24 protein-coding genes are annotated in these 17,535 nt (G+C 38.8%); 11 read left to right on the forward strand and 13 right to left on the reverse strand.

Annotated elements, in window-relative coordinates; translation table 11 throughout:
* Positions 1–43 precede the first annotated feature (43 nt).
* Together WIW89_RS06980 and WIW89_RS06985 are read left to right on the forward strand one after the other, a co-directional pair.
* Complete coding sequence (locus WIW89_RS06980) at positions 44–577, forward strand: LysE family transporter (RefSeq protein WP_443296341.1); 534 nt, start codon at positions 44–46, stop codon at positions 575–577.
* Positions 561–1,283 carry a 5-formyltetrahydrofolate cyclo-ligase gene (locus WIW89_RS06985; protein ID WP_337720237.1) on the forward strand — a complete coding sequence of 241 codons (723 nt, stop codon included), beginning with the start codon at positions 561–563 and terminating at the stop codon, positions 1,281–1,283. Before WIW89_RS06980 ends, WIW89_RS06985 begins: the two co-directional genes overlap by 17 nt.
* Here WIW89_RS06985 and WIW89_RS06990 read toward each other — a convergent pair.
* Positions 1,251–1,604: a helix-turn-helix domain-containing protein gene (locus WIW89_RS06990; protein WP_156005328.1), complete on the reverse strand. Its 354-nt coding sequence runs from the start codon at positions 1,602–1,604 to the stop codon at positions 1,251–1,253. The genes WIW89_RS06985 and WIW89_RS06990 overlap by 33 nt on opposite strands.
* Before the next feature lie 105 nt (positions 1,605–1,709).
* Here WIW89_RS06990 and WIW89_RS06995 point away from each other — a divergent pair, with 105 nt between their 5' ends.
* Positions 1,710–1,928 carry a hypothetical protein gene (locus WIW89_RS06995; RefSeq protein ID WP_337720238.1) on the forward strand — a complete coding sequence of 73 codons (219 nt, stop codon included), beginning with the start codon at positions 1,710–1,712 and terminating at the stop codon, positions 1,926–1,928.
* Here the strand turns inward: WIW89_RS06995 and WIW89_RS07000 are convergent.
* The 8 genes from WIW89_RS07000 to WIW89_RS07035 all read right to left on the reverse strand — a co-directional run bounded on the left by WIW89_RS07000 (position 1,920) and on the right by WIW89_RS07035 (position 6,571).
* Positions 1,920–2,837, reverse strand: a complete 918-nt coding sequence (locus WIW89_RS07000; RefSeq protein WP_337720239.1) for an Mrp/NBP35 family ATP-binding protein — start codon at positions 2,835–2,837, stop codon at positions 1,920–1,922. The two genes, WIW89_RS06995 and WIW89_RS07000, sit on opposite strands and share 9 nt — an antisense overlap.
* A gap of 3 nt (positions 2,838–2,840) precedes the next feature.
* The gene (locus WIW89_RS07005) at positions 2,841–3,410 is read right to left on the reverse strand and encodes an adenylate kinase family protein (protein ID WP_337699391.1); all 570 of its coding nucleotides are present in this window, start codon (positions 3,408–3,410) and stop codon (positions 2,841–2,843) included.
* 14 nt (positions 3,411–3,424) lie between these two features.
* Positions 3,425–3,586, reverse strand: coding sequence for a hypothetical protein (locus tag WIW89_RS07010; RefSeq protein ID WP_337699389.1), 162 nt, complete (start codon positions 3,584–3,586; stop codon positions 3,425–3,427).
* Positions 3,583–4,146, reverse strand: a complete 564-nt coding sequence (locus tag WIW89_RS07015) for a rhomboid family intramembrane serine protease (protein WP_337720240.1) — start codon at positions 4,144–4,146, stop codon at positions 3,583–3,585. Before WIW89_RS07015 ends, WIW89_RS07010 begins: the two co-directional genes overlap by 4 nt.
* Positions 4,147–4,177: 31 nt before the next feature.
* The gene (locus WIW89_RS07020; RefSeq protein ID WP_337720241.1) at positions 4,178–4,780 is read right to left on the reverse strand and encodes a peptidase M50; all 603 of its coding nucleotides are present in this window, start codon (positions 4,778–4,780) and stop codon (positions 4,178–4,180) included.
* Positions 4,781–4,819: 39 nt separating this feature from the next.
* Complete coding sequence (locus tag WIW89_RS07025) at positions 4,820–5,401, reverse strand: hypothetical protein (protein ID WP_337720242.1); 582 nt, start codon at positions 5,399–5,401, stop codon at positions 4,820–4,822.
* Between the two features lie 9 nt (positions 5,402–5,410).
* Positions 5,411–5,557 carry a hypothetical protein gene (locus tag WIW89_RS07030; protein ID WP_337720243.1) on the reverse strand — a complete coding sequence of 49 codons (147 nt, stop codon included), beginning with the start codon at positions 5,555–5,557 and terminating at the stop codon, positions 5,411–5,413.
* A 90-nt stretch (positions 5,558–5,647) separates the two neighbouring features.
* Positions 5,648–6,571, reverse strand: a complete 924-nt coding sequence (locus WIW89_RS07035; RefSeq protein WP_337720244.1) for a thiamine-phosphate synthase family protein — start codon at positions 6,569–6,571, stop codon at positions 5,648–5,650.
* Here WIW89_RS07035 and WIW89_RS07040 point away from each other — a divergent pair.
* The 5 genes from WIW89_RS07040 to xerA all read left to right on the forward strand — a co-directional run bounded on the left by WIW89_RS07040 (position 6,531) and on the right by xerA (position 11,689).
* Positions 6,531–7,250 (forward strand): DNA double-strand break repair nuclease NurA, encoded by a 720-nt coding sequence (locus tag WIW89_RS07040; RefSeq protein ID WP_337699376.1) that lies wholly within the window; start codon positions 6,531–6,533, stop codon positions 7,248–7,250. The two genes, WIW89_RS07035 and WIW89_RS07040, sit on opposite strands and share 41 nt — an antisense overlap.
* A gap of 48 nt (positions 7,251–7,298) precedes the next feature.
* Complete coding sequence (locus WIW89_RS07045) at positions 7,299–8,990, forward strand: ATP-binding protein (RefSeq protein WP_337720245.1); 1,692 nt, start codon at positions 7,299–7,301, stop codon at positions 8,988–8,990.
* Entirely contained in the window at positions 8,987–9,622 is a 636-nt protein-coding gene (locus WIW89_RS07050) for a protein-L-isoaspartate O-methyltransferase family protein (RefSeq protein ID WP_337720246.1), read from the forward strand. The genes WIW89_RS07045 and WIW89_RS07050 overlap by 4 nt, the downstream gene beginning before the upstream one ends.
* 39 nt (positions 9,623–9,661) lie before the next feature.
* Positions 9,662–10,750: an S-methyl-5-thioribose-1-phosphate isomerase gene (locus WIW89_RS07055; RefSeq protein ID WP_337720247.1), complete on the forward strand. Its 1,089-nt coding sequence runs from the start codon at positions 9,662–9,664 to the stop codon at positions 10,748–10,750.
* Between the two features lie 75 nt (positions 10,751–10,825).
* Positions 10,826–11,689 carry a site-specific tyrosine recombinase/integron integrase gene (xerA, locus tag WIW89_RS07060; RefSeq protein WP_337699368.1) on the forward strand — a complete coding sequence of 288 codons (864 nt, stop codon included), beginning with the start codon at positions 10,826–10,828 and terminating at the stop codon, positions 11,687–11,689.
* Here xerA and WIW89_RS07065 read toward each other — a convergent pair whose 3' ends face one another.
* The 4 genes from WIW89_RS07065 to WIW89_RS07080 are packed head-to-tail and all read right to left on the reverse strand — an operon-like array spanning position 11,690 to position 15,071.
* A complete protein-coding gene (locus WIW89_RS07065) occupies positions 11,690–12,661 on the reverse strand; it encodes a radical SAM/SPASM domain-containing protein (RefSeq protein WP_337720248.1) in 972 nt (323 codons plus the stop codon).
* Complete coding sequence (locus tag WIW89_RS07070) at positions 12,654–13,166, reverse strand: gamma carbonic anhydrase family protein (RefSeq protein ID WP_337720249.1); 513 nt, start codon at positions 13,164–13,166, stop codon at positions 12,654–12,656. Before WIW89_RS07070 ends, WIW89_RS07065 begins: the two co-directional genes overlap by 8 nt.
* 1 nt (position 13,167) lies before the next feature.
* A complete protein-coding gene (locus tag WIW89_RS07075) occupies positions 13,168–14,214 on the reverse strand; it encodes a methyltransferase domain-containing protein (RefSeq protein WP_337720250.1) in 1,047 nt (348 codons plus the stop codon).
* Positions 14,199–15,071 carry a beta-ribofuranosylaminobenzene 5'-phosphate synthase family protein gene (locus tag WIW89_RS07080; protein WP_337708781.1) on the reverse strand — a complete coding sequence of 291 codons (873 nt, stop codon included), beginning with the start codon at positions 15,069–15,071 and terminating at the stop codon, positions 14,199–14,201. Before WIW89_RS07080 ends, WIW89_RS07075 begins: the two co-directional genes overlap by 16 nt.
* A 26-nt stretch (positions 15,072–15,097) precedes the next feature.
* On the opposite strand from WIW89_RS07080, the gene WIW89_RS07085 reads away from it, so the two are divergent.
* Genes WIW89_RS07085 through WIW89_RS07095 form a run of 3 tightly spaced genes read left to right on the forward strand, consistent with a single transcriptional unit; the run spans position 15,098 to position 17,469 of the window.
* Entirely contained in the window at positions 15,098–16,465 is a 1,368-nt protein-coding gene (locus tag WIW89_RS07085; RefSeq protein WP_337720251.1) for a class I adenylate-forming enzyme family protein, read from the forward strand.
* Complete coding sequence (trxA, locus tag WIW89_RS07090) at positions 16,458–16,859, forward strand: thioredoxin (protein WP_337708777.1); 402 nt, start codon at positions 16,458–16,460, stop codon at positions 16,857–16,859. The genes WIW89_RS07085 and trxA overlap by 8 nt, the downstream gene beginning before the upstream one ends.
* Positions 16,852–17,469, forward strand: coding sequence for an ATP-binding cassette domain-containing protein (locus WIW89_RS07095; protein ID WP_337720252.1), 618 nt, complete (start codon positions 16,852–16,854; stop codon positions 17,467–17,469). Before trxA ends, WIW89_RS07095 begins: the two co-directional genes overlap by 8 nt.
* The last annotated feature ends 66 nt before the right edge of the window (positions 17,470–17,535 follow it).

Genomic DNA, 17,535 nt, shown 5'->3' on the forward strand with positions numbered 1-17,535 from the left:
TAAATTGATGGGCATTTTTTACATTATATTGATAGGTGCTGTTATGGGCCTTTCAATCGCCGCACCGCCCGGTCCTATAAATGCTATGATGGCACATGAATCTTTAAGATCCTCGTTACACGGAACCAGTGTAGGGGCCGGGGCGATGACTGCTGACTTCATATTTTTCTTATTAACGTTCTTTTTTAAATCTCTAATACCTCAGAACGTCTTATTTATCTTTTACATAATCGGAGGAATTTATATGTTATATCTCGCCTACGGTGTTTGGAAAACAAAGACTTTTAACACGAGCATTAAGGGCAGTTACGTTAAAGGTCTTACCACAGCCCTCGTTAATCCTTACCAGATAGGGTGGTGGCTAACCTTTGGGATATCTATGCTCGACCAGTTTTCCATTTATATAGCACCAGGCTTTTTCTTAGGTATACTTATCTGGATCCTTTCATTCCCTGTGGTTATCAGTAAATACGGAAAGGATTACATCTTATATGTCAAGATATTTTCTTTAATCGTCCTAACGGTATTTGGAGTGTATTTCCTTTATCAGGGGGTAAGTTATGTTATCAAAATGTGAAATTAGAAAAAAAGTTTGGAGTCTATTGGAGGAAACTAATATAGCCGCATTTCCTAGGCCAGTATTGGGTAGAATCCCTAATTTCAAGGGGGCAGAGAAAGCGGCGGAAAAGCTTTCGGGTACTCCTGAATTCCAAAGAGCTAAATTCATCAAGGTAAATCCAGACTCACCGCAAAGATATGTAAGAGAGCTAGCTTTACGCCAAGGTAAAATTGTTCTAGTACCGACTCCTAGGCTTAAAGGGGACTTCTATCTATTAGACCCATCCAAAATTAGAGACTTCAGGGAAGCATCTAAAATCTCAGGGTTTGCCAAGTACGGTGAGGTCGCAGATATATATTCTATTCCAAATATAGATTTGGTTGTAGTTGGCAGTGTAGCGGTTACGCTATCAGGAGACAGAGTAGGCAAAGGAGAAGGGTATAGTGAGTTAGAGTTTGCAATACTGAGAGAATTAAATAAGATTAATGAAAAAACTCCAGTTGTTACGACAGTCCATGATATTCAGATAGTGGAAAGTATACCCGTAGAGCCTTACGATGTACCTTTAGATATAATTGCAACTCCGACTAGGGTTATAAGAGTGAATAGGACTAGAGAAAAGCCACCTGGTCTTTTACTGGAATATTTAACCAAAGAAAAGATCGAAGACACTCCCTTTCTGAAAAAATATTTAGGCCAGAGAAAGCGAAATAACACCCTTTAATTCTCTGCAAAGTTCTTCAGCTTTTCTGGCTAATTTCTCCTTAAGCTCCTCTCTATTTACATTGTAAATATACTTAGGTCTTCCTCCTTTGCTATTTCCTCCCTTCTCTTTTTCTATCAATCCCGCGTCAGCTAATTTCTTTAACACGAGGCTGGTTCTACTTTTGCTTATTCCCAGTTCGGTAGATATTGTGTCAACGTCCTTTCCTCCTTTACTTTCAAGGATTTTCAGGAATGCATCTATTTCGGCTTCAGATAGACCATAAGCTACTGCGAGAAATCTTTTGAAAATTGTAATTTTTTCATTAATTTCAATACTCATTTTTTCACACCTTACATCTTTTATATTTAATATTCATTTTTTTAAACTTAACTACTATTTCACCTTTACACTTATTATTTTTAAATTATTGTATAATCCGATAGTATGAACAAGGATGAGTTAAGGGAAGTAATACTTCAAATACTTGAAGAAAAGAAAGGTGAAGGTTTAACTTCAACTGAAATTAGAAATATTCTAATTGAGAAAGGCGTGGAGTTTAACATGATAGAATTTAGAGAAGTACTAGCTGATCTAGTAAGGGAAGGTAAAGTTAAAAAAACTCCTGATTACAACGTTAGAAAGTTTAAGTTTTCTTTACCCTGATTGGGGCGTTTCTTGTTGACTGTTCTCTATAATATGGATAACTTTTTCTGCTATTTTCATGAACTCCTTCGATGCAGGATCATCTGGATACTTTAAGAAGAATGGTTCTCCTAAATCATTGGCCTGAGCAACTACTGGGTCTAGAGGTACTTGTCCTAATAGAGGTACTCCCATTTCCTCTGCCATTTTCTTTCCTTTACCCTCTCCGAATATATAGTAAGGTTTGTTGTCAGTCGGGCATAGGAAGTAGCTCATGTTTTCAATTACACCTAGGATCCTAGCGTTTATAGTTTTAGCAAAGGTTATAGATCTTTTGACTGCTAGTGTAGAGACTTCTGAAGGTATTGTAACTATGATCATACCAGTTAAGTTAGGGACTAGCTGTGCTACTGACAGAGCCTCATCACCGGTCCCAGGCGGCATATCTATTATTAAGTAGTCTAACTCTCCCCATTTGACGTCTCCTAAGAATTGTTTAATTGCAGTGTGTTTTATTGCTCCTCTCCAGACTACTGGTGTATCGTCCCTTGGTAATAAGAAGTCTATTGAGACCACCTTTATACCAAAAGGACCTACTACCGGGTTTATATCGCCCTTATCGTCAGCCGTCAAGTATTGTCCCCTTACTCCTAACATCTTAGGGACCGAAGGACCGTGGAAATCTACATCAACTATTCCTACACTTCTTCCTGCTGCCGCTAATGCCATGGCTAAGTTAGATGATACAAAAGATTTTCCTACCCCTCCCTTTCCGCTAAGCACGGCAATTTTATATTTGACGGTCTTCATTTTCATTTGGATTTTTAAGTCTGCAGCTTGAGGGGCTTGAGGGGCTACCTTTCTCAAGTCTCTTGGTTGTTTGCTCGGCTGAGGAGATGAAATTCTGAATGGATTATTCCCAGTACTCAAAATTTATTCCCTATTCTCATAATCCTCGTATTCACTAATAATCTTATCTAATTCAAATAATAATGATTGAACTCTCTCATCCCCTAACCAGTCCACTCTCTCGCATTCATAATTCTCTACCATCTCCAGTATGCGATCTATAGTCTTATCAGTGACGTCAATTTCACACACATTACTGAAATTCTCATATGCTTCTGAACTTACCACACCTAATATTTCAGCTTCAACGTTCTCAGCTACCTTTAACTCGTTCCATCCCCTCTTTTTCAATTCTTCATAAAGGGATAAGGGGTGACGTCGTAAGACTATAACCTTATCGGCTTTGCTTACGAGTGCTGGATATACTGTCTCTATTACTAAGTTATTCTCGGTGCTCAGGAGCTCCCTTATTACACTCTCTGCTTTCTCTTCATCTAAAATGTAAGTTTTTCTATTCTTGTCATATTCAGAATAAGCCTTCTTTTCTATGAGGAAAGAAGATAGATGAAGTAGCTTAAAGTTAAGCTTTTCCGATAATGCCTTCGCAACCGTAGACTTGCCTACTCCCGGAGTACCAGAGATTACTATAATCAACGTGATAAGAGTGATCACCGGAAGGCTAAAACTGTTTCTATCACGTATAAGGCTATTGATAAGCCTATAAGCAAGAGTTTGATATCTCTATCACCGCTACCTTTCCATATTTCATATACTCCATAAGGAAACATGGCAAGCCCTATAAAGAATAGAACAAGTTCTATTATGTTCATATAATAGATCTTTGTTCGTGTCTTACCTTAAAAAGCAAAAGGGAGAATAGTAACCCACCTATGGTACCACCTATGTGGGCTAGAACGTTCACTTGGAGGAATGGAATAAAATCGCTTAGAATCAGCGCTACTATAAGGAGTATTAAACCACCTTTTTCGTTCTTCTTTAGATATTCATAAACTGCATAGAACGATAGAAGCCCAAAGATACCGCCAGAAGCTCCAGCAGAAGGTAAACCGTTAGGGTAAACGAGTAGATACAACAAGTTACCGAAAACGCCAGTGATGAAGAAAATAGCGATCTCTACAACTCCTTCTTTCGACCTGAATAAATAGTACATTATATACAAGGCAATTTCATTGAATCCAAAGTCAATGAAACTCGGTGTAATCAGTATAGACGTTATTAATTCCCAATAGAAATGATAGTAAATTATTAACGGGTTATATTGTACGAGAAAGAGGAGGTAATAAGGGTTCAATAACTCTAGAACTTGTCCTACAATATAACCCGACCCAACGAGTATCATAATCAAAACGGTAATTGGTATTCTCTTCATTATTGATTTTTCCTCCTAAAGAGAATTAAGTTCACCTCACTAGGAATGTTAGGATGAAGGAGATAAGTATTGCAACACCCCATGCCAGTTTGTTCCACCTTAACACTTTGATTCCATCTAACGGTGGTATCGGGATCAAGTTAAAGAAAGCTACATAACTATTAAATGCAAATATTTGTAGAAGAATTGTGTTTACAAGAGAGTTCCCGAATAAGAAGGCACTTGCAAACAACGAGATTATTGCAATTATTATATTTGTAACCGGACCAGCAAAAGCTGTTTTACCCGATAATTCTTCTCCCATTAGCCCGAATCTACAAAGTATAGCTGTATATCCTGCGACAAAGATTAGAATGCCATGTTTGTAATATCCACTAAGGAAGTTTATTAGGAATGTTACAAGAAAGCCTTTAAAACTCAACACAAACCTGGAATTACATCCGTAATTTCTTGCCGTCTGTCTGTGAGCCAGCTCATGGGGGACAATTGCTGTAGTTGCTGTTAAAACTGCTATTCCTAAATAGAGCGGATTAAAAGACATGAAAGCTACTGCAAGAGAAAGTATTGCTAGAACGAAAGAAAGAGCTTCATTTAAATCTCTGAATTTCACTTCAAGTTCATTAATAAAGCTCAAGGTTATCTTCCAAGTTATCTCGGCTATTGGCTAAAAACTTTATTGAATGCTTATATCAGTGGAGTAATCAAAATTAGGAGACTCAATACGCCAAACTAATCCTCTCTTTTTGTCATCTATCGATATCATCTTCTCTCTAATTATTCCTTCAAAGCTTACGTTTGATAATTTCTTGAAAGCATTAAACGCTTCGAATACCGCAAACTTGTATGGATAAGGCATTTTTATTTTCACACAATCTAGAGAAAGTATATTTCTCATTGTGGTAAGCATAGCGTCGTTGAAAAATTCAGGTTTACTAAAAGTAACTTGTGCAGTACCATTGTAGTTCACGATGGTTACAAACGTGTGGAGCTCTTCACCCCCCTTCATAATCCAAAGCTCAAATATAGTCCCTAGATTACAAGGTTCCTCAACCTTACTCTCTCCTCCGGTATAGGAGGTAAACAAAGGGGTCTTATCAGCTATGAACTCTGATAAAGAGTTTGCAAAAGTCTTAGGTTTTATACCTACCTTTCCAAGCTCTTCTACAACTGATTTTGTCAAACCGATTACGTTATTATCTTCGGTTAAAAATTTGAAATCTCCTTGTATTCTATTTATGTATGCTTCATACTTCACAATATTTATTTATTTAGAGTTTCCGTTTAAATACTTTGCATATAATTCCGCTTCTATGTTCATATTCTTTATAAGTATAAGCTGAATTAGTTCTCTATCCTTCTCGCTTATCTCTGAATCCTTTATCATGTGTTCTACTTCTTCTAATTTTTTCACTATTTCACTTAGGCTGTGCATGATAATTATTCAATTATGACTACTACTTAAATGATAACTAATAATAGAACTAGTATTACTAAGGCTTAATTAATTTTCAGATATCTCTTTATAAGCCCTCCCAATCTCTATAATTTTTTTCACAACCTCGATGGGGTCTCTACCGAAAACGTAAGTGTTAGCCTCAATCCCTTTACCGCCAAGGTGCACAACACAATCGAGATCAGGACTGTATACCTTGAGAATGTCATTTATTATCTCGTCGTCACTTATGTAGCAATCTCTGGGTCCTATATATGCTACTTTAAATCCGAGTTTTCTTAACGCTTTTCCTACACCTTCGTCATATTTTATATTCATCACAGACCTTATTTCACTGTTCTTACTCATAACGTTTAGAAGGATCTTAGACAAATGTTTACTTGCTCCCCAAATGGGCTTTGAGGCGGGAGTTGGTAAACCCATGACTTTGGTTATCCTCCCAGCTACAGCGATTACATCGTTTTCGTTTTTTGCATTCTGCCTTGCGTAGGCTAAATTACTTAGTACCTCTGGAATGAGGGGGGTGATCAAGGGATTTTGGATCATTGAAAGGGCTACCTCCATCTCGTTTTCTTCTTTAGTTCTATATAAGTTCCTACAGATTTCACAATCGGGCGGAACATATTTGTCCTTTTCTTTATGATATTTACAGAACTTAAGTTCGCTCAACTCCTTCAAACCGAAGTCTGTGAGGTAGTAGATAGCCCCCTTTACGTCATTATTACTTAATAAGTCGACTAATGTTGAGAGTAATGAGTCTATGTCATCTTTAGAGAGACCCATTTCGGTTAATTTTTCATACCCCTTTTGTTCGTCCTCATCCAAGTATTGTTTCACGGCAGGTTGAGTAACACCTAAAAGGGCAGATATTTTACTTTGACTCATTCCGTATTCTCTAAGTTTTTTAGCTAGTAACATTCTAATAGTAGGAGTGAGCTCATCCGTAATCAAGGATAAAGGTGTTTTAACCACGATTATCACATTATCAGAAGTAATAAAAAATAAACAGTTCACATTTAAAGCTATAGATGGAAGTTTTCACGAGGTAAAAACGAGAGAGGGAAGTTTTGCCTACATAACTCTAGGCATAGTAAAAGGGAAGATACTCAACTCTTCTTTCACGATAGACGAATTAAGTTACAAGGAGAAATTGTGTGAGAACTGTAACACGGAAGAGATAATGAGGGAAATGGAATACGAAGAAGCGTTAAACAGCGAAAAGGATGTAGACTTAGTCTTTATGGACAGAAAGCTGAGTTACGATAAATTTAATCTTCCCGTAAATATAATTGCAATAGTTAAAGACCCTCAAGTAGTTGACCTCGATATCGAGAAAAGCGAACCGTGGTTAGTCGAGGTATATAACGAAGGAAAGATTAGAGGGGCTTATTTTAAGCTCTTTAATTTCTCATGGATATTCCTCGTAGAGACTTCGAGTAACTTACCGTGGGAAGAAATTCTCGCCATCCTCTATATTCTAGGAAGAGAACCGATACCAGAGGCTTTAGGATATAATTATCCCCTCTTCCTTGCTGACAAGGTTGCTAAGTATTACCGCGACAAAGAGAGTAGGATATTAAACTTTGTTACCAGAAACTCAACTTATAGGTCTTTCAGGAGTTTGATAGAAAAAAATAGGAGGGGGGTGTAGGTTAACATTATCTTTTCGAATATTGAGGGAAGGCTAAGAGAAATAAGAATGTTTACCAGACCTACTGCTGACGGTAGGGGGACTATAACTTTCAGAGTCTTCGTAATAGAGATGCCATTTTCTAGAGATACTCCGATAGATGCAGGTAAACTTTTAGCTGTTGAGACGATAAGGAAGGAGTATTACTTGCTTCTGGAGGTAACGGACTATTTCCCTCAACATTACGGTATGGTCAACCTCGACGGGAGCGTTCCTCCTGAACTTAGAGAGGAGATAATGAAGAGGGTTGAGGAGAAATGGGAGAGTAAGGAGTCGTGGATAGAAGTATATGCTTCACCCGTAGGCTACGTTATGAGAGTCAACGGTGGAGTGGAGTTTAAACGCGGATATATACCACCGTTACCTGGTTCTAAAGTCAAGCTCTTTACGGACGAGACTTTCGAGAAATTCGTTTTCTACGAAAACGGGGTTAAAATCGGTAAAGTAGTTAACGAGAACATCGACCTAAGGCTAAACATCGAGAAGGCTATAAAGTATCATATAGGTATTTTCGCATATACGGGCTCTGGTAAATCAAACCTTACCTCATTGTTAATAAGAAAATCCTTAGAAAAGATGAAAGATCTGAAAGTCATAGTAATAGACGTTTCAATGGAGTACGGGATTCTTCTTCTCGATCAGCTCCTAACTTACGAGTCCAGGCTGGTGACACTGGATAGGCTACCCGACAACCAAATAGATGCGGGTAGGAGGCTCCTTAGGACCCACGTTATTCCCGAAGAACTTAACGAAGAGCGAGATCTTATCAGAAAAGCCTTTGAGACTCTCTATAACCAAGGTAAACTAAGAAGGCTTTACATGTCTCCTCAAGGAATTAGTTTCCTTACATACGGCATGCTAATTGATATGGTTAGAAGCCAGACCGAAGACAAGTATGTAGCAACTGCACAGAAGCCGTTTTTCATGATGTTACTTCACGAACTTGATAGATTAATGAGGGAAAACAAGTTAAGTAAGGACGATGTAGTTGATGAGGCTGTACTACCCTCACTTAACGAAGTTGAGATGAAGGCTAGAGAGGCTGGAGTTAGGGAGAACGCTACAATATTTTCGTTTATTTCTGCAATAAAGCAATATATCGAGCTTAAGCCGATAGAAAGCGAGGAGTATGATGTCGAAAACTTAGCCATTGAGTTATTAGATCAAGATCCAGCATCTCCAAGGCTATTTATAGTTGAAACTCCTAACATGGATGACGCAAGGCTGGTAGTTTCCTTGCTTATAGACCAAGTCTTTATGAGGAGGAAAAGGTCGTATTCGTCTATGCCTGTCGTTCTTTTCGTTTTGGATGAGGCACAAGAGTTCATACCTTTTGAGTCAAGGCAAAAGGATTATTCAGAATATTCCTCTATAGCTGTGGAGAAACTTTTGAGACATGGAAGAAAATATCACCTCCACGCACTGATAAGCACTCAGAGATTAGCTTACTTGAACACTAACGTCCTTCAGCAAATTCACACCTACTTTGTGAGTACGTTACCCAGACCATACGATAGGCAGTTGATATCTGAGACTTTCGGTATTTCGGACTCGCTTGTAGACAGAACCCTTAATTTCGACATAGGTCAATGGCTCCTCATAAGTTTCAAAGCAGCCCTCAAGGAGGATATTCCAATTATGTTCCACGCTGATAATAATATAAATGAGCTTAAAGAAAATCTACTTAAGATCTTAAAGTGAGTGAAAAAGAGGAAGTTATAAGTTATTTATCAAAGTCGATAAGTTCAAAGGAGCTCTTAGATGCACTGAGGAAAATCGATAGGGAGAAATTTCTCCCAGATCCTTATAGACACCTAGCTTATTCTAAGGACTATGTTGATAAAGCTATTCCGATAACTAGGAGTTACAATACTACAGCATTGTCATTGGGCATACTAATGTTAGACTTAATGGAATTAAGGAAAGGAGAAAAAGTCCTTGAGATAGGTACTGGGAGTGGATATTATACTGCTTTAATCGCGGAAATTGTAGGATGCGAAAACGTATATTCAATAGAATTCGACTCAGAGGCTTATTCTCTAGCAAGGAAGAACCTTACCGAATGCCCCGTCAACCTTATTTTTGGGGACGGAAGTCTAGGACACGAGAAAGCACAGCCATACGATAAGATAGTCGTATGGGCTGCGGCTCCGACTTTTCCCTACGTTTTGTACTCTCAACTGAAAAAGCGTGGTATAATGGTGGTTCCTATTGCTGACAGTGGTGATAAGCAAGGCTTATACAAAATAGTTAAAGGGGAAGAACCCTTTATAGTCAGGGTCACAGACGTAATCTTTTCTAAGTTAAAGGGTTTGTGCGGCTTCTGGTATTAAGCTTCTAACTTTTAATTTTCGGTTTTAATTAACTACACAATGGTTTCAGTAAAAGAAATTAAAGAAATGTTCAAGCCTAAGCTAAAGCCCATAATATGGGATAACAATCAGAATAAGTTAACAGTTCTTGACCAATCCCTCTTACCTTTTGAGAAGATCTTTGTTGAACTCAGAACTCCAGAGGAGGTGGCTGACGCAATAAGGCTAATGAAAGTTAGGGGCGCCCCAGCTATAGGTATAACTGCCTCATACGGAATGGTATTATCAGTGCTGAAAGCCAGTAATATTGACGATGCCTTAAAACTGCTTCACAACGCTAAACAAGTCATGGATAAGGCTAGACCCACAGCAGTAAACCTCTCTTGGGCTACTTCTCACATGCTCAATAGAGCTAAGCAATATGTAGAGTCAGGTGAAGCTAAGGACATTAAAGAACTCATAGAGTTGCTCAAGAAGGACGCTAACAAAGTCTTCGACGACGAACTTGAAGCTGAAATTCAAATGGGTTTATACGGTCTAGAAAAACTTAACTCAGGGGATACTGTTCTAACACAGTGCAACGCTGGTGGATTAGCTACTGGAACCGGTTTGGGTACAGCCCTAGCTCCCATGAAAATAGCACATTTGCTAGGGATGGATGTGTCTGTCATAGCTCCCGAGACGAGACCTTGGTTACAAGGAAGTAGACTCACAGTTTATGAATTAATGGAGGAGGGAATACCCGTTACGTTGATCACAGATACCGCAGTGGGTTTAGTCATGTTTAAAAAGATGGTTAACAGCGTAATGGTTGGAGCGGATAGAATACTTGCAGACGGTCACGTTTACAATAAGATAGGCACATTTAAAGAAGCCGTCATCGCTCACGAGATGGGCATTCCGTTTTATGTTCTCGCGCCAGTATCTACCTTTGACCTTAAAAGTTCTGTGAACGATGTGAAGATCGAAGAAAGAGACCCTAATGAGGTTAGGACGGTAAGGGGCGTACCCATAGCTCCTGAGAACGTTAAGGTCTTTAATCCAGTATTTGACGTTACGCCTCCCAAGTACATTACAGCTATAATTACTGAAAAAGGTGTGATATACCCGCCCTTCGATAAGAATGTGAGAAAAATAGTTGAGAGGTAAGAAAATCCAATATTTGATATTACTGAGCTTTTTACCCTATTTTTTAAAAAGCTTATGCATAGAAGAAGTTCTTTGATGAAGCTTCAGCTTGGCATTGCTGATCCTTATACACAAGACCCGTTTAACGACTTCATTAACGCTTTGACAATATCCGGTGCCACTGAAAATACCATTAGGATCTACTCTATAGCTATAAAGGACTTCCTAGATTATGTAAGGAAGGACCCGAGAGAAGTGACGGTTTCCGACGTTAATAATTGGATAATGAACATATTAAGACGGGACACAAGGGATAAGAGTAACGACGCAATCGACAAAAGAAGGAAGAAAACTGTTACGGCAAGACTCTATACGATCGCTGTTATTAGGTTCTTAAAATGGCTCGGAAAAGATATCAGACCTACGATACCAAGGGCTAGGAGGCGTGAAGTAATGGCTCTTACCGAGGAACAAGTGAATGCTCTTATGAATAGCCTCAGGAAGACTCGTGATAAGCTCATAGTCTCCTTACTACTCGATACTGGGTTACGTGCAAAGGAGTTACTATCAGTGACGGTGTCCGATGTAAACCTCAATAACAGAAGTATAATAGTGAGGAACACTAAGAACGGAGAGGCTAGAGTTGTCTTCTTTACGGAGAAGACTGCCAAGCTCCTATCTGCTTATCTCCAGAGGAATAACTTGAAGCCGGAAGATAAACTATTTAAAATTACATACCACGCGTTGTATCGCAAGTTAAAAAGAATAGGTAAAAAACTAGGTATAGACCTTAGACCGCACGTGTTGAGGCATACTTTTGCCACTAACGCAATAAGGAAAGGAGTTCAACTACCGATAGTACAGAGATTACTTGGGCATAAGGACATTAGAACGACTCAAATATACACTCATTTAGTCAACGAAGACGTTGAGCAAATCTACAAAAAGATTTTAGGTTAACTAGCTCCTCCCTAAGAACCTCCACTTAGCCATCTCAGCGGCATAACTTAACAAGTCTCTAAAGCTGTTAAAAGTTGATGTTTGTAAATGTAAATACTCGAATTTAGCTTGATTTGCAAGCATGTATTGTTGTAAATCTTTGACAATAGGCTTTTTCAATATGTCATTAAGTTTTTCTTTTGCTAAATTTCCTACTACTTTTCCGTTAATATCATCAGGATACGGTAAGTCCCCATTCGGATATACTGTAATAGCATAGCTCGTTACTCTATTAGACACTTGTTCACCTTTTAGCGCTTTTATGAAGCCCCAAGAATTGTTTAATGTAGATCCATATTTCCTCTTAAGGTCTGACAAAATCTTGTATAGCTCTTCCGGGTCTGGAGCGAGTTTAACTTTAGATGTTGGGTAGTCAATAGCTGGTAACACGACAATTTTATACTTACACTCGTGTACTTTTCTTACCTTTTCCTCGAGTTTATTTATATTAAAGCGTGTAACAACTGTCTGGACGTTAACCTTCAATCCGTATTGCCTGAACTTGCACAGAGTATCGAAAGCTTTTACGTTCCAATGATATTCATCAATAGAATAATGTAGAAAGTCTATTCTATTCGCTAACTTAGTCAAAAAATTCTCGTCGTTCAGCTTATAGCCGTTAGTGGTTAACATCACATAAAAGGAACCATCGTGTGCATACTCAAGAAGCTCTAAAATATCTGGTCTCAAAGTAGGTTCTCCTCCCTCGAAAGACAATACCACAATTGATGAATCCTTCATGTTGTCTATTATCTTCTTAACTACTTCAGTCGGGGCCTCCCCGAGCTCTCCTGAATAATAAGCCGGTGAGCAAAAAGTACAGTGAAGGTTACAGCGGGACGTAACCTTGAACGTCGCGTATCCAGGTTTAAAGGGGTCTCTTAATATCTGAGTGTCGAAAAACCACTTTAGAGCTTTTACATCTCTATTCAATTTTTAAAAACCTCCTTGTATGTCTTAAATACTCTTCAGCATTATCACTAATTAACTTTATTTCGTCTTCCCTTACCTTCCTAATCACTTTCGCCGGTACACCAACTGCAATACTATACGGTGGAATTTCCGTACCTTGTGTAACTACCGAACCAGCACCAACTATCGAATACTCTCCTATCTTAGAGCCATTAAGCAGAATCGCGCCCATTCCTATTATAACGTTGGAACCTATCTTAGCTCCGTGTATTACTGCGTTGTGACCTATACTCACTCTGTTACCGATCTCTACCTTAAAACCTGGATCTGTGTGAATAGAGGAGTTCTCCTGAATATTGGTCTCCCTACCTATGCGTATTGAGTCATTATCCCCCCTAATAACGACGTAATGCCACACACTTGTTAAATCGCCTATCTCTACATCTCCTATTATGTAAGCTGTAGGATGGATATAAGAACGGGAAGAGATTCTCGGTTTCACTCCATTATATTCTTCAACAGGCATTTCATTCTCTCTTTCTTAATTTGGCTATAAAAAATCCAGTCATGTCATGGATTATCGGGTGAAATCTTATGATCTCTTCTACCTCAAACTTGGAGTCGTTTATAATTTCTTCATTCTCAATTTCCGTCATGGTACACGTGGAGTATATGAGTATTCCTCCCCTTTTCAGAATCTTATACGCAGAGTTAAGGAATTGTCTCTGATACGCACTTAAATTCAGAAGGTCGGTCTTGGTCTTCTTATCGTAAATTTTAGGTCTCAAACCCAAAGCTGAACATGGAGGGTCTATTAACACCTTGTCCACGTTCTGTATATGGAAGTCCTCGTAAAGATAACGGGAGTCTGCTTTGTATACCTCTATTTCTCTCATATTGAGGATTTCCAGTCTCCTCTTCAGATCCTCTACCTTTTTTACGGTATGATCAAACCCGATTACCCTACTCTTCGGCTGTAGCTGATATACGTGAGTTAACTTACCACCCGGGTGAGCAGTCATGTCTACTATGATCTCGCCAGGCTGAGGATCTAATAGATGAGCCACGTGCATTGATGCCTTTCCTTGTAGTATAAAATAACCTTTCCTCAGTCCTTCATATTCGGAAATTTGAGGAGCCGAATATAACGATACCGTGACTTTTACCATTCCCTCTTGGGTTAGGATCCCCTCAGCTACCGGTATCCCGTTTTCGCTTATAACCGTAACTTCTTTCCCGCTCCCTATAATCCTTTTAATCCCCGGTTTGTATACATTTGCCCCCGTCATGACACTCTCCGCAGTTCTCTTGTCAACGATCACTTTTGTATCGTGTTCTGCTATTTTATTGGGTCCTTTTACTTCAACATACATAGCCTCTTCAAAGTCTTCATCTCTTTTCAAGAAAGGCATTTCTTTCTCTAGTTCTTCTGATGAGATCTTTAGTGTATTCACTCTTATGTAAAGTCTAGAATTAGGGACCAACAAAGAGTTTAACAGCTCGTTCAGTCTAGTCCCGTAAATCTTTCTTAGCTCTTCAATTACAAATTCGTCGTAATCTAATCTTTCGACCAAACTACTTTTGCCCCCTCGTTATTTGGTTCAGTGAGGAAACCTCCGAAATAAGAGACTAATTCTCCTCCTTCTGATCTGGAGTTCACGAATGTATATACGGCAGGTCCAAAGGACGAAATTCCTGAGGGAAATCCTTTTAGCTCCAACTTTTTCATTAATTCCCTTACCTCATCAGTTTGTAAAGACACTTCTATTCTCTTAAAGCCTAAGTTCTGAATAAGCTTGATACTATCTAAAACTTCGCTTAAGTCCCTTTCGATTACAGATGGAACGAGCTTCATAAACACTACCCTAACCAGTTCATCAATTCCCTTGACTTCCCTCTTAAATGCATTAAGTTCTTCCTTTCCGAAGATTTTCCTCCCTTTATTCGGTATATTCACGTAAATGTACCAAGGAAAGTCAAATCTCGTAATAAGCGGAGGAGGAGGAGCGGTAGAAAAGTCGGATGGAGCAACTTGTTCTTTCACCTTCACCGAATGCCCCCCGTCTACGATGAACCCGCCATACTTAAATGCGTAAACTCCTATGCCAGATGTACCACCTCTTCCAACAGCTTTTGCAAGGTCCACAATATCAGTGTTCTTCAGGTTGTATTCAGCGGATAATTTAGCTAAAGCTAGTCTGAACTGTGTGGTATGTCCTAAACCTACATGCTCTTCGTAATCCTCATCTATACAATATCCAGGGATAGGATACGGTAAAGTAAAATCTGTTTTCTGGTAACAATTTCCGTCCCTAACTACTATTTTTGGGTGTTTCAAAGCGACTCCAACTCCTCCGTCTATTCTTCCATACTTTCCCTCTAAATCCAGAAGAGTTATATGTATTCTGGATAACCCAATAATTTTTATCATTCATGATCACTTATTATCTGACAGTTATGAGCATAGCTCAGCTGGTTTATAAATGGTATAAAGAAAAACCAAGTAAAACATTTCTGATCGAGGGGGATAATAAATTAACCTATGAACAAGCCGGAAAAGAGATAGCTAAAAGGGCTTCCTCACTCCACGTGGGAGATACGGTAGTCCATCTAATGTTCAATTCAGTGGAATCAACCTTAACATATTTAGCAGCGTTTTGGGCTGGAGCTAAAGTAGTAGCTATAGATCCATTAACTTCTGCCGAAGACTTAAGGTTTATACTAGAGGATACAAACCCAGACGTAATTGTAGCTGATAAGGAGATTATTGAAAGAGAGAAAAAGACGTTAGAAGGGTACAAGGTCATAGAATCACTTCAGAGAAACGAGGTATTTAACCAGCCCTATGAATATAGGGAGGATGAAGTAGGTTTAGTCTACTATTATGCCGGGATAGTGGGTAGGACGATGCAGGTCTTACACAGTGCTAAAAGGATGGAACTTAACGCATTATCCTTATACAAGGCTTCGAAACTTAAGGAGGTCAGAGGTGTTTTAACAGTACCCCTAGCTCATGTTTTGGGCAATAGTGTCTTAGGCGTAGTTCTGGAAGCTGGGGGTAGTTTGTACATAATGCGTAAGTTTAACGCCAACGAGATTGTGCAAGCAGTTCAGAAATACTCTATAAACTACTTATCAACAGTCCCTATGGTTTATGATGCATTAAACGAGCTAGAAAGAGCAGATTTAAGTAGCCTTGAGCTCTGCGTAAGCACTGCTGCTCCCTTATTCCCTCCTACCGTCAATAAGTTCAAGGAAAAGTACGGAAAGAAGATAGTACAACAGTACGGGTTTACCGAAGGGTTCGTGTTGACATTCCAACCTGAGGAGTACGCTGATGTAATCAGTATAGGAAAGCCTCTACCTGAGGTGGACATTAAAATAGTTAAAGAAGACGGTAAGGACGCTAAACCCGGCGAAGTAGGAGAACTTTGGGTCAAAGCCCCTTGGCTAATGCTAGGGTATAAAGACCCTGAAGAGACTGCAAAAGTGTTCGTGGATGGTTGGTTAAAGACCGGGGATTTAGTGACATCCGATGAAAAAGGTCTACTCTACTTCAGGGGAGTTAAGAAGAGGATGATCAAGTATAAGGGTTATCCTATATTCCCGAGGGATCTAGAGCTCATTTTGAAATCCCACCCCTTGGTGATAGACGCTAGGGTTGTTGGTGAAGATGCCGGAAACGCTGGACAACAGCCGGTAGGAAAAGTCATAGTAAAGGAAAAGAAACCCGGCATTGAGAACGAATTACTTAATTACGTTAATACTAAAGTAGCATTTTATAAGAGACTCAAAAGAATAGATATAGTGGATAGCCTTGAGTGAGATTGAAGATTTAGTAAAAGAACTTTCAAAGAGACTAGAAGAAAGAGCTAAGAACGTTATCAATCCGCAAGAGGTTACAGTCACTATTACGGACTCAAACATCGATGACGTGCTGGCTAAAAATAATGTAGTCTTTGTCGACTGCTGGGCACCTTGGTGTGCTCCTTGTCATATATACGAGCCTATATTCAAGAAGATGGCTGAAAAATACAAGGATAAGGCAGTTTTCGGCAGGCTAAATGTAGACGAGAACCCCAAGACTGCGGATAAGTACGGAGTCATGAATATACCTACTACACTGATTTTCGTGAAAGGTAAATTAGTAGATCAAATAGTCGGTGCTGTAGAGGAGGAGATGTTAGAGGAGTATGTGAGGAAGTATACTAATGCTTGAAGCTAAGGTAAGGAAAAAATTTCAAAATTTTACTCTAGATAGTGAGATAAAAGATGGTAGTAGGGTCATAGCTATATTCGGAAAAAACGGGAGCGGCAAATCTACTTTTTTAAAAATAATTGCAGGGTTTCTAGAACCTGATAACGGTTATGTGAAGGTTGATGGAGAAGATATAACTCAATATCCACCGTGGAAAAGGAAAATTGTTCTAGTTACACCTGAAAGTTTTCTGCCCAACACTAGGGTGAAAAACCATTTACTTTGGGGTATAAAAGATAAGAAAAAGTTAGAACAGGCACTAGAAGACGAGAGAATTAAGTTTTTACTGTCTTTCAATGACCACGTATATAAGCAAAAAACTAAGGAGTTAAGTCTCGGGATGAGACAGAGACTCTCCTTAGTTACTGCGATTTTATCAGACCCAAGATATATATTGGTGGACGAGGTATTTTCTAATATTAATAATAAAAGGGATTTTATACAAGAATATTTTCAGTTGGCGAGGGAGAGAAATATAAATATTGTTTTTGTTTCCCAAGATCTTTCTGATGCGGATTTCGCGGAAAGAAGCTATATAATGGAAAACGGTGTTTTAAAAATGATGAGCTAATTTTTAACATTCATCTAATTTATAATTGACAAATATATATAAACTTTTAAAAAGTTTTAATAAATT

Origin of the sequence: Stygiolobus sp. CP850M, assembly GCF_037389425.1 — an archaeon.
Classification (GTDB): domain Archaea; phylum Thermoproteota; class Thermoprotei_A; order Sulfolobales; family Sulfolobaceae; genus Stygiolobus.

Bases quoted from the DNA above. Each gene is read 5' to 3' on its own strand.
- WIW89_RS07015 (WP_337720240.1), bottom strand. From the start codon at position 4,146: ATGAAGAGAATACCAATTACCGTTTTGATTATGATACTCGTTGGGTCG.
- WIW89_RS07095 (WP_337720252.1), top strand. From the start codon at position 16,852: ATGCTTGAAGCTAAGGTAAGGAAAAAATTTCAAAATTTTACTCTAGAT.
- WIW89_RS07010 (WP_337699389.1), bottom strand. From the start codon at position 3,586: ATGAACATAATAGAACTTGTTCTATTCTTTATAGGGCTTGCCATGTTT.
- WIW89_RS07080 (WP_337708781.1), bottom strand. From the start codon at position 15,071: ATGATAAAAATTATTGGGTTATCCAGAATACATATAACTCTTCTGGAT.
- WIW89_RS06990 (WP_156005328.1), bottom strand. From the start codon at position 1,604: ATGAGTATTGAAATTAATGAAAAAATTACAATTTTCAAAAGATTTCTC.
- xerA (WP_337699368.1), top strand. From the start codon at position 10,826: ATGAAGCTTCAGCTTGGCATTGCTGATCCTTATACACAAGACCCGTTT.
- WIW89_RS06980 (WP_443296341.1), top strand. From the start codon at position 44: ATGGGCCTTTCAATCGCCGCACCGCCCGGTCCTATAAATGCTATGATG.
- WIW89_RS07055 (WP_337720247.1), top strand. From the start codon at position 9,662: ATGGTTTCAGTAAAAGAAATTAAAGAAATGTTCAAGCCTAAGCTAAAG.
- WIW89_RS07085 (WP_337720251.1), top strand. From the start codon at position 15,098: ATGAGCATAGCTCAGCTGGTTTATAAATGGTATAAAGAAAAACCAAGT.
- WIW89_RS06985 (WP_337720237.1), top strand. From the start codon at position 561: ATGTTATCAAAATGTGAAATTAGAAAAAAAGTTTGGAGTCTATTGGAG.
- WIW89_RS07070 (WP_337720249.1), bottom strand. From the start codon at position 13,166: ATGCCTGTTGAAGAATATAATGGAGTGAAACCGAGAATCTCTTCCCGT.
- WIW89_RS06995 (WP_337720238.1), top strand. From the start codon at position 1,710: ATGAACAAGGATGAGTTAAGGGAAGTAATACTTCAAATACTTGAAGAA.
- WIW89_RS07045 (WP_337720245.1), top strand. From the start codon at position 7,299: ATGTTTACCAGACCTACTGCTGACGGTAGGGGGACTATAACTTTCAGA.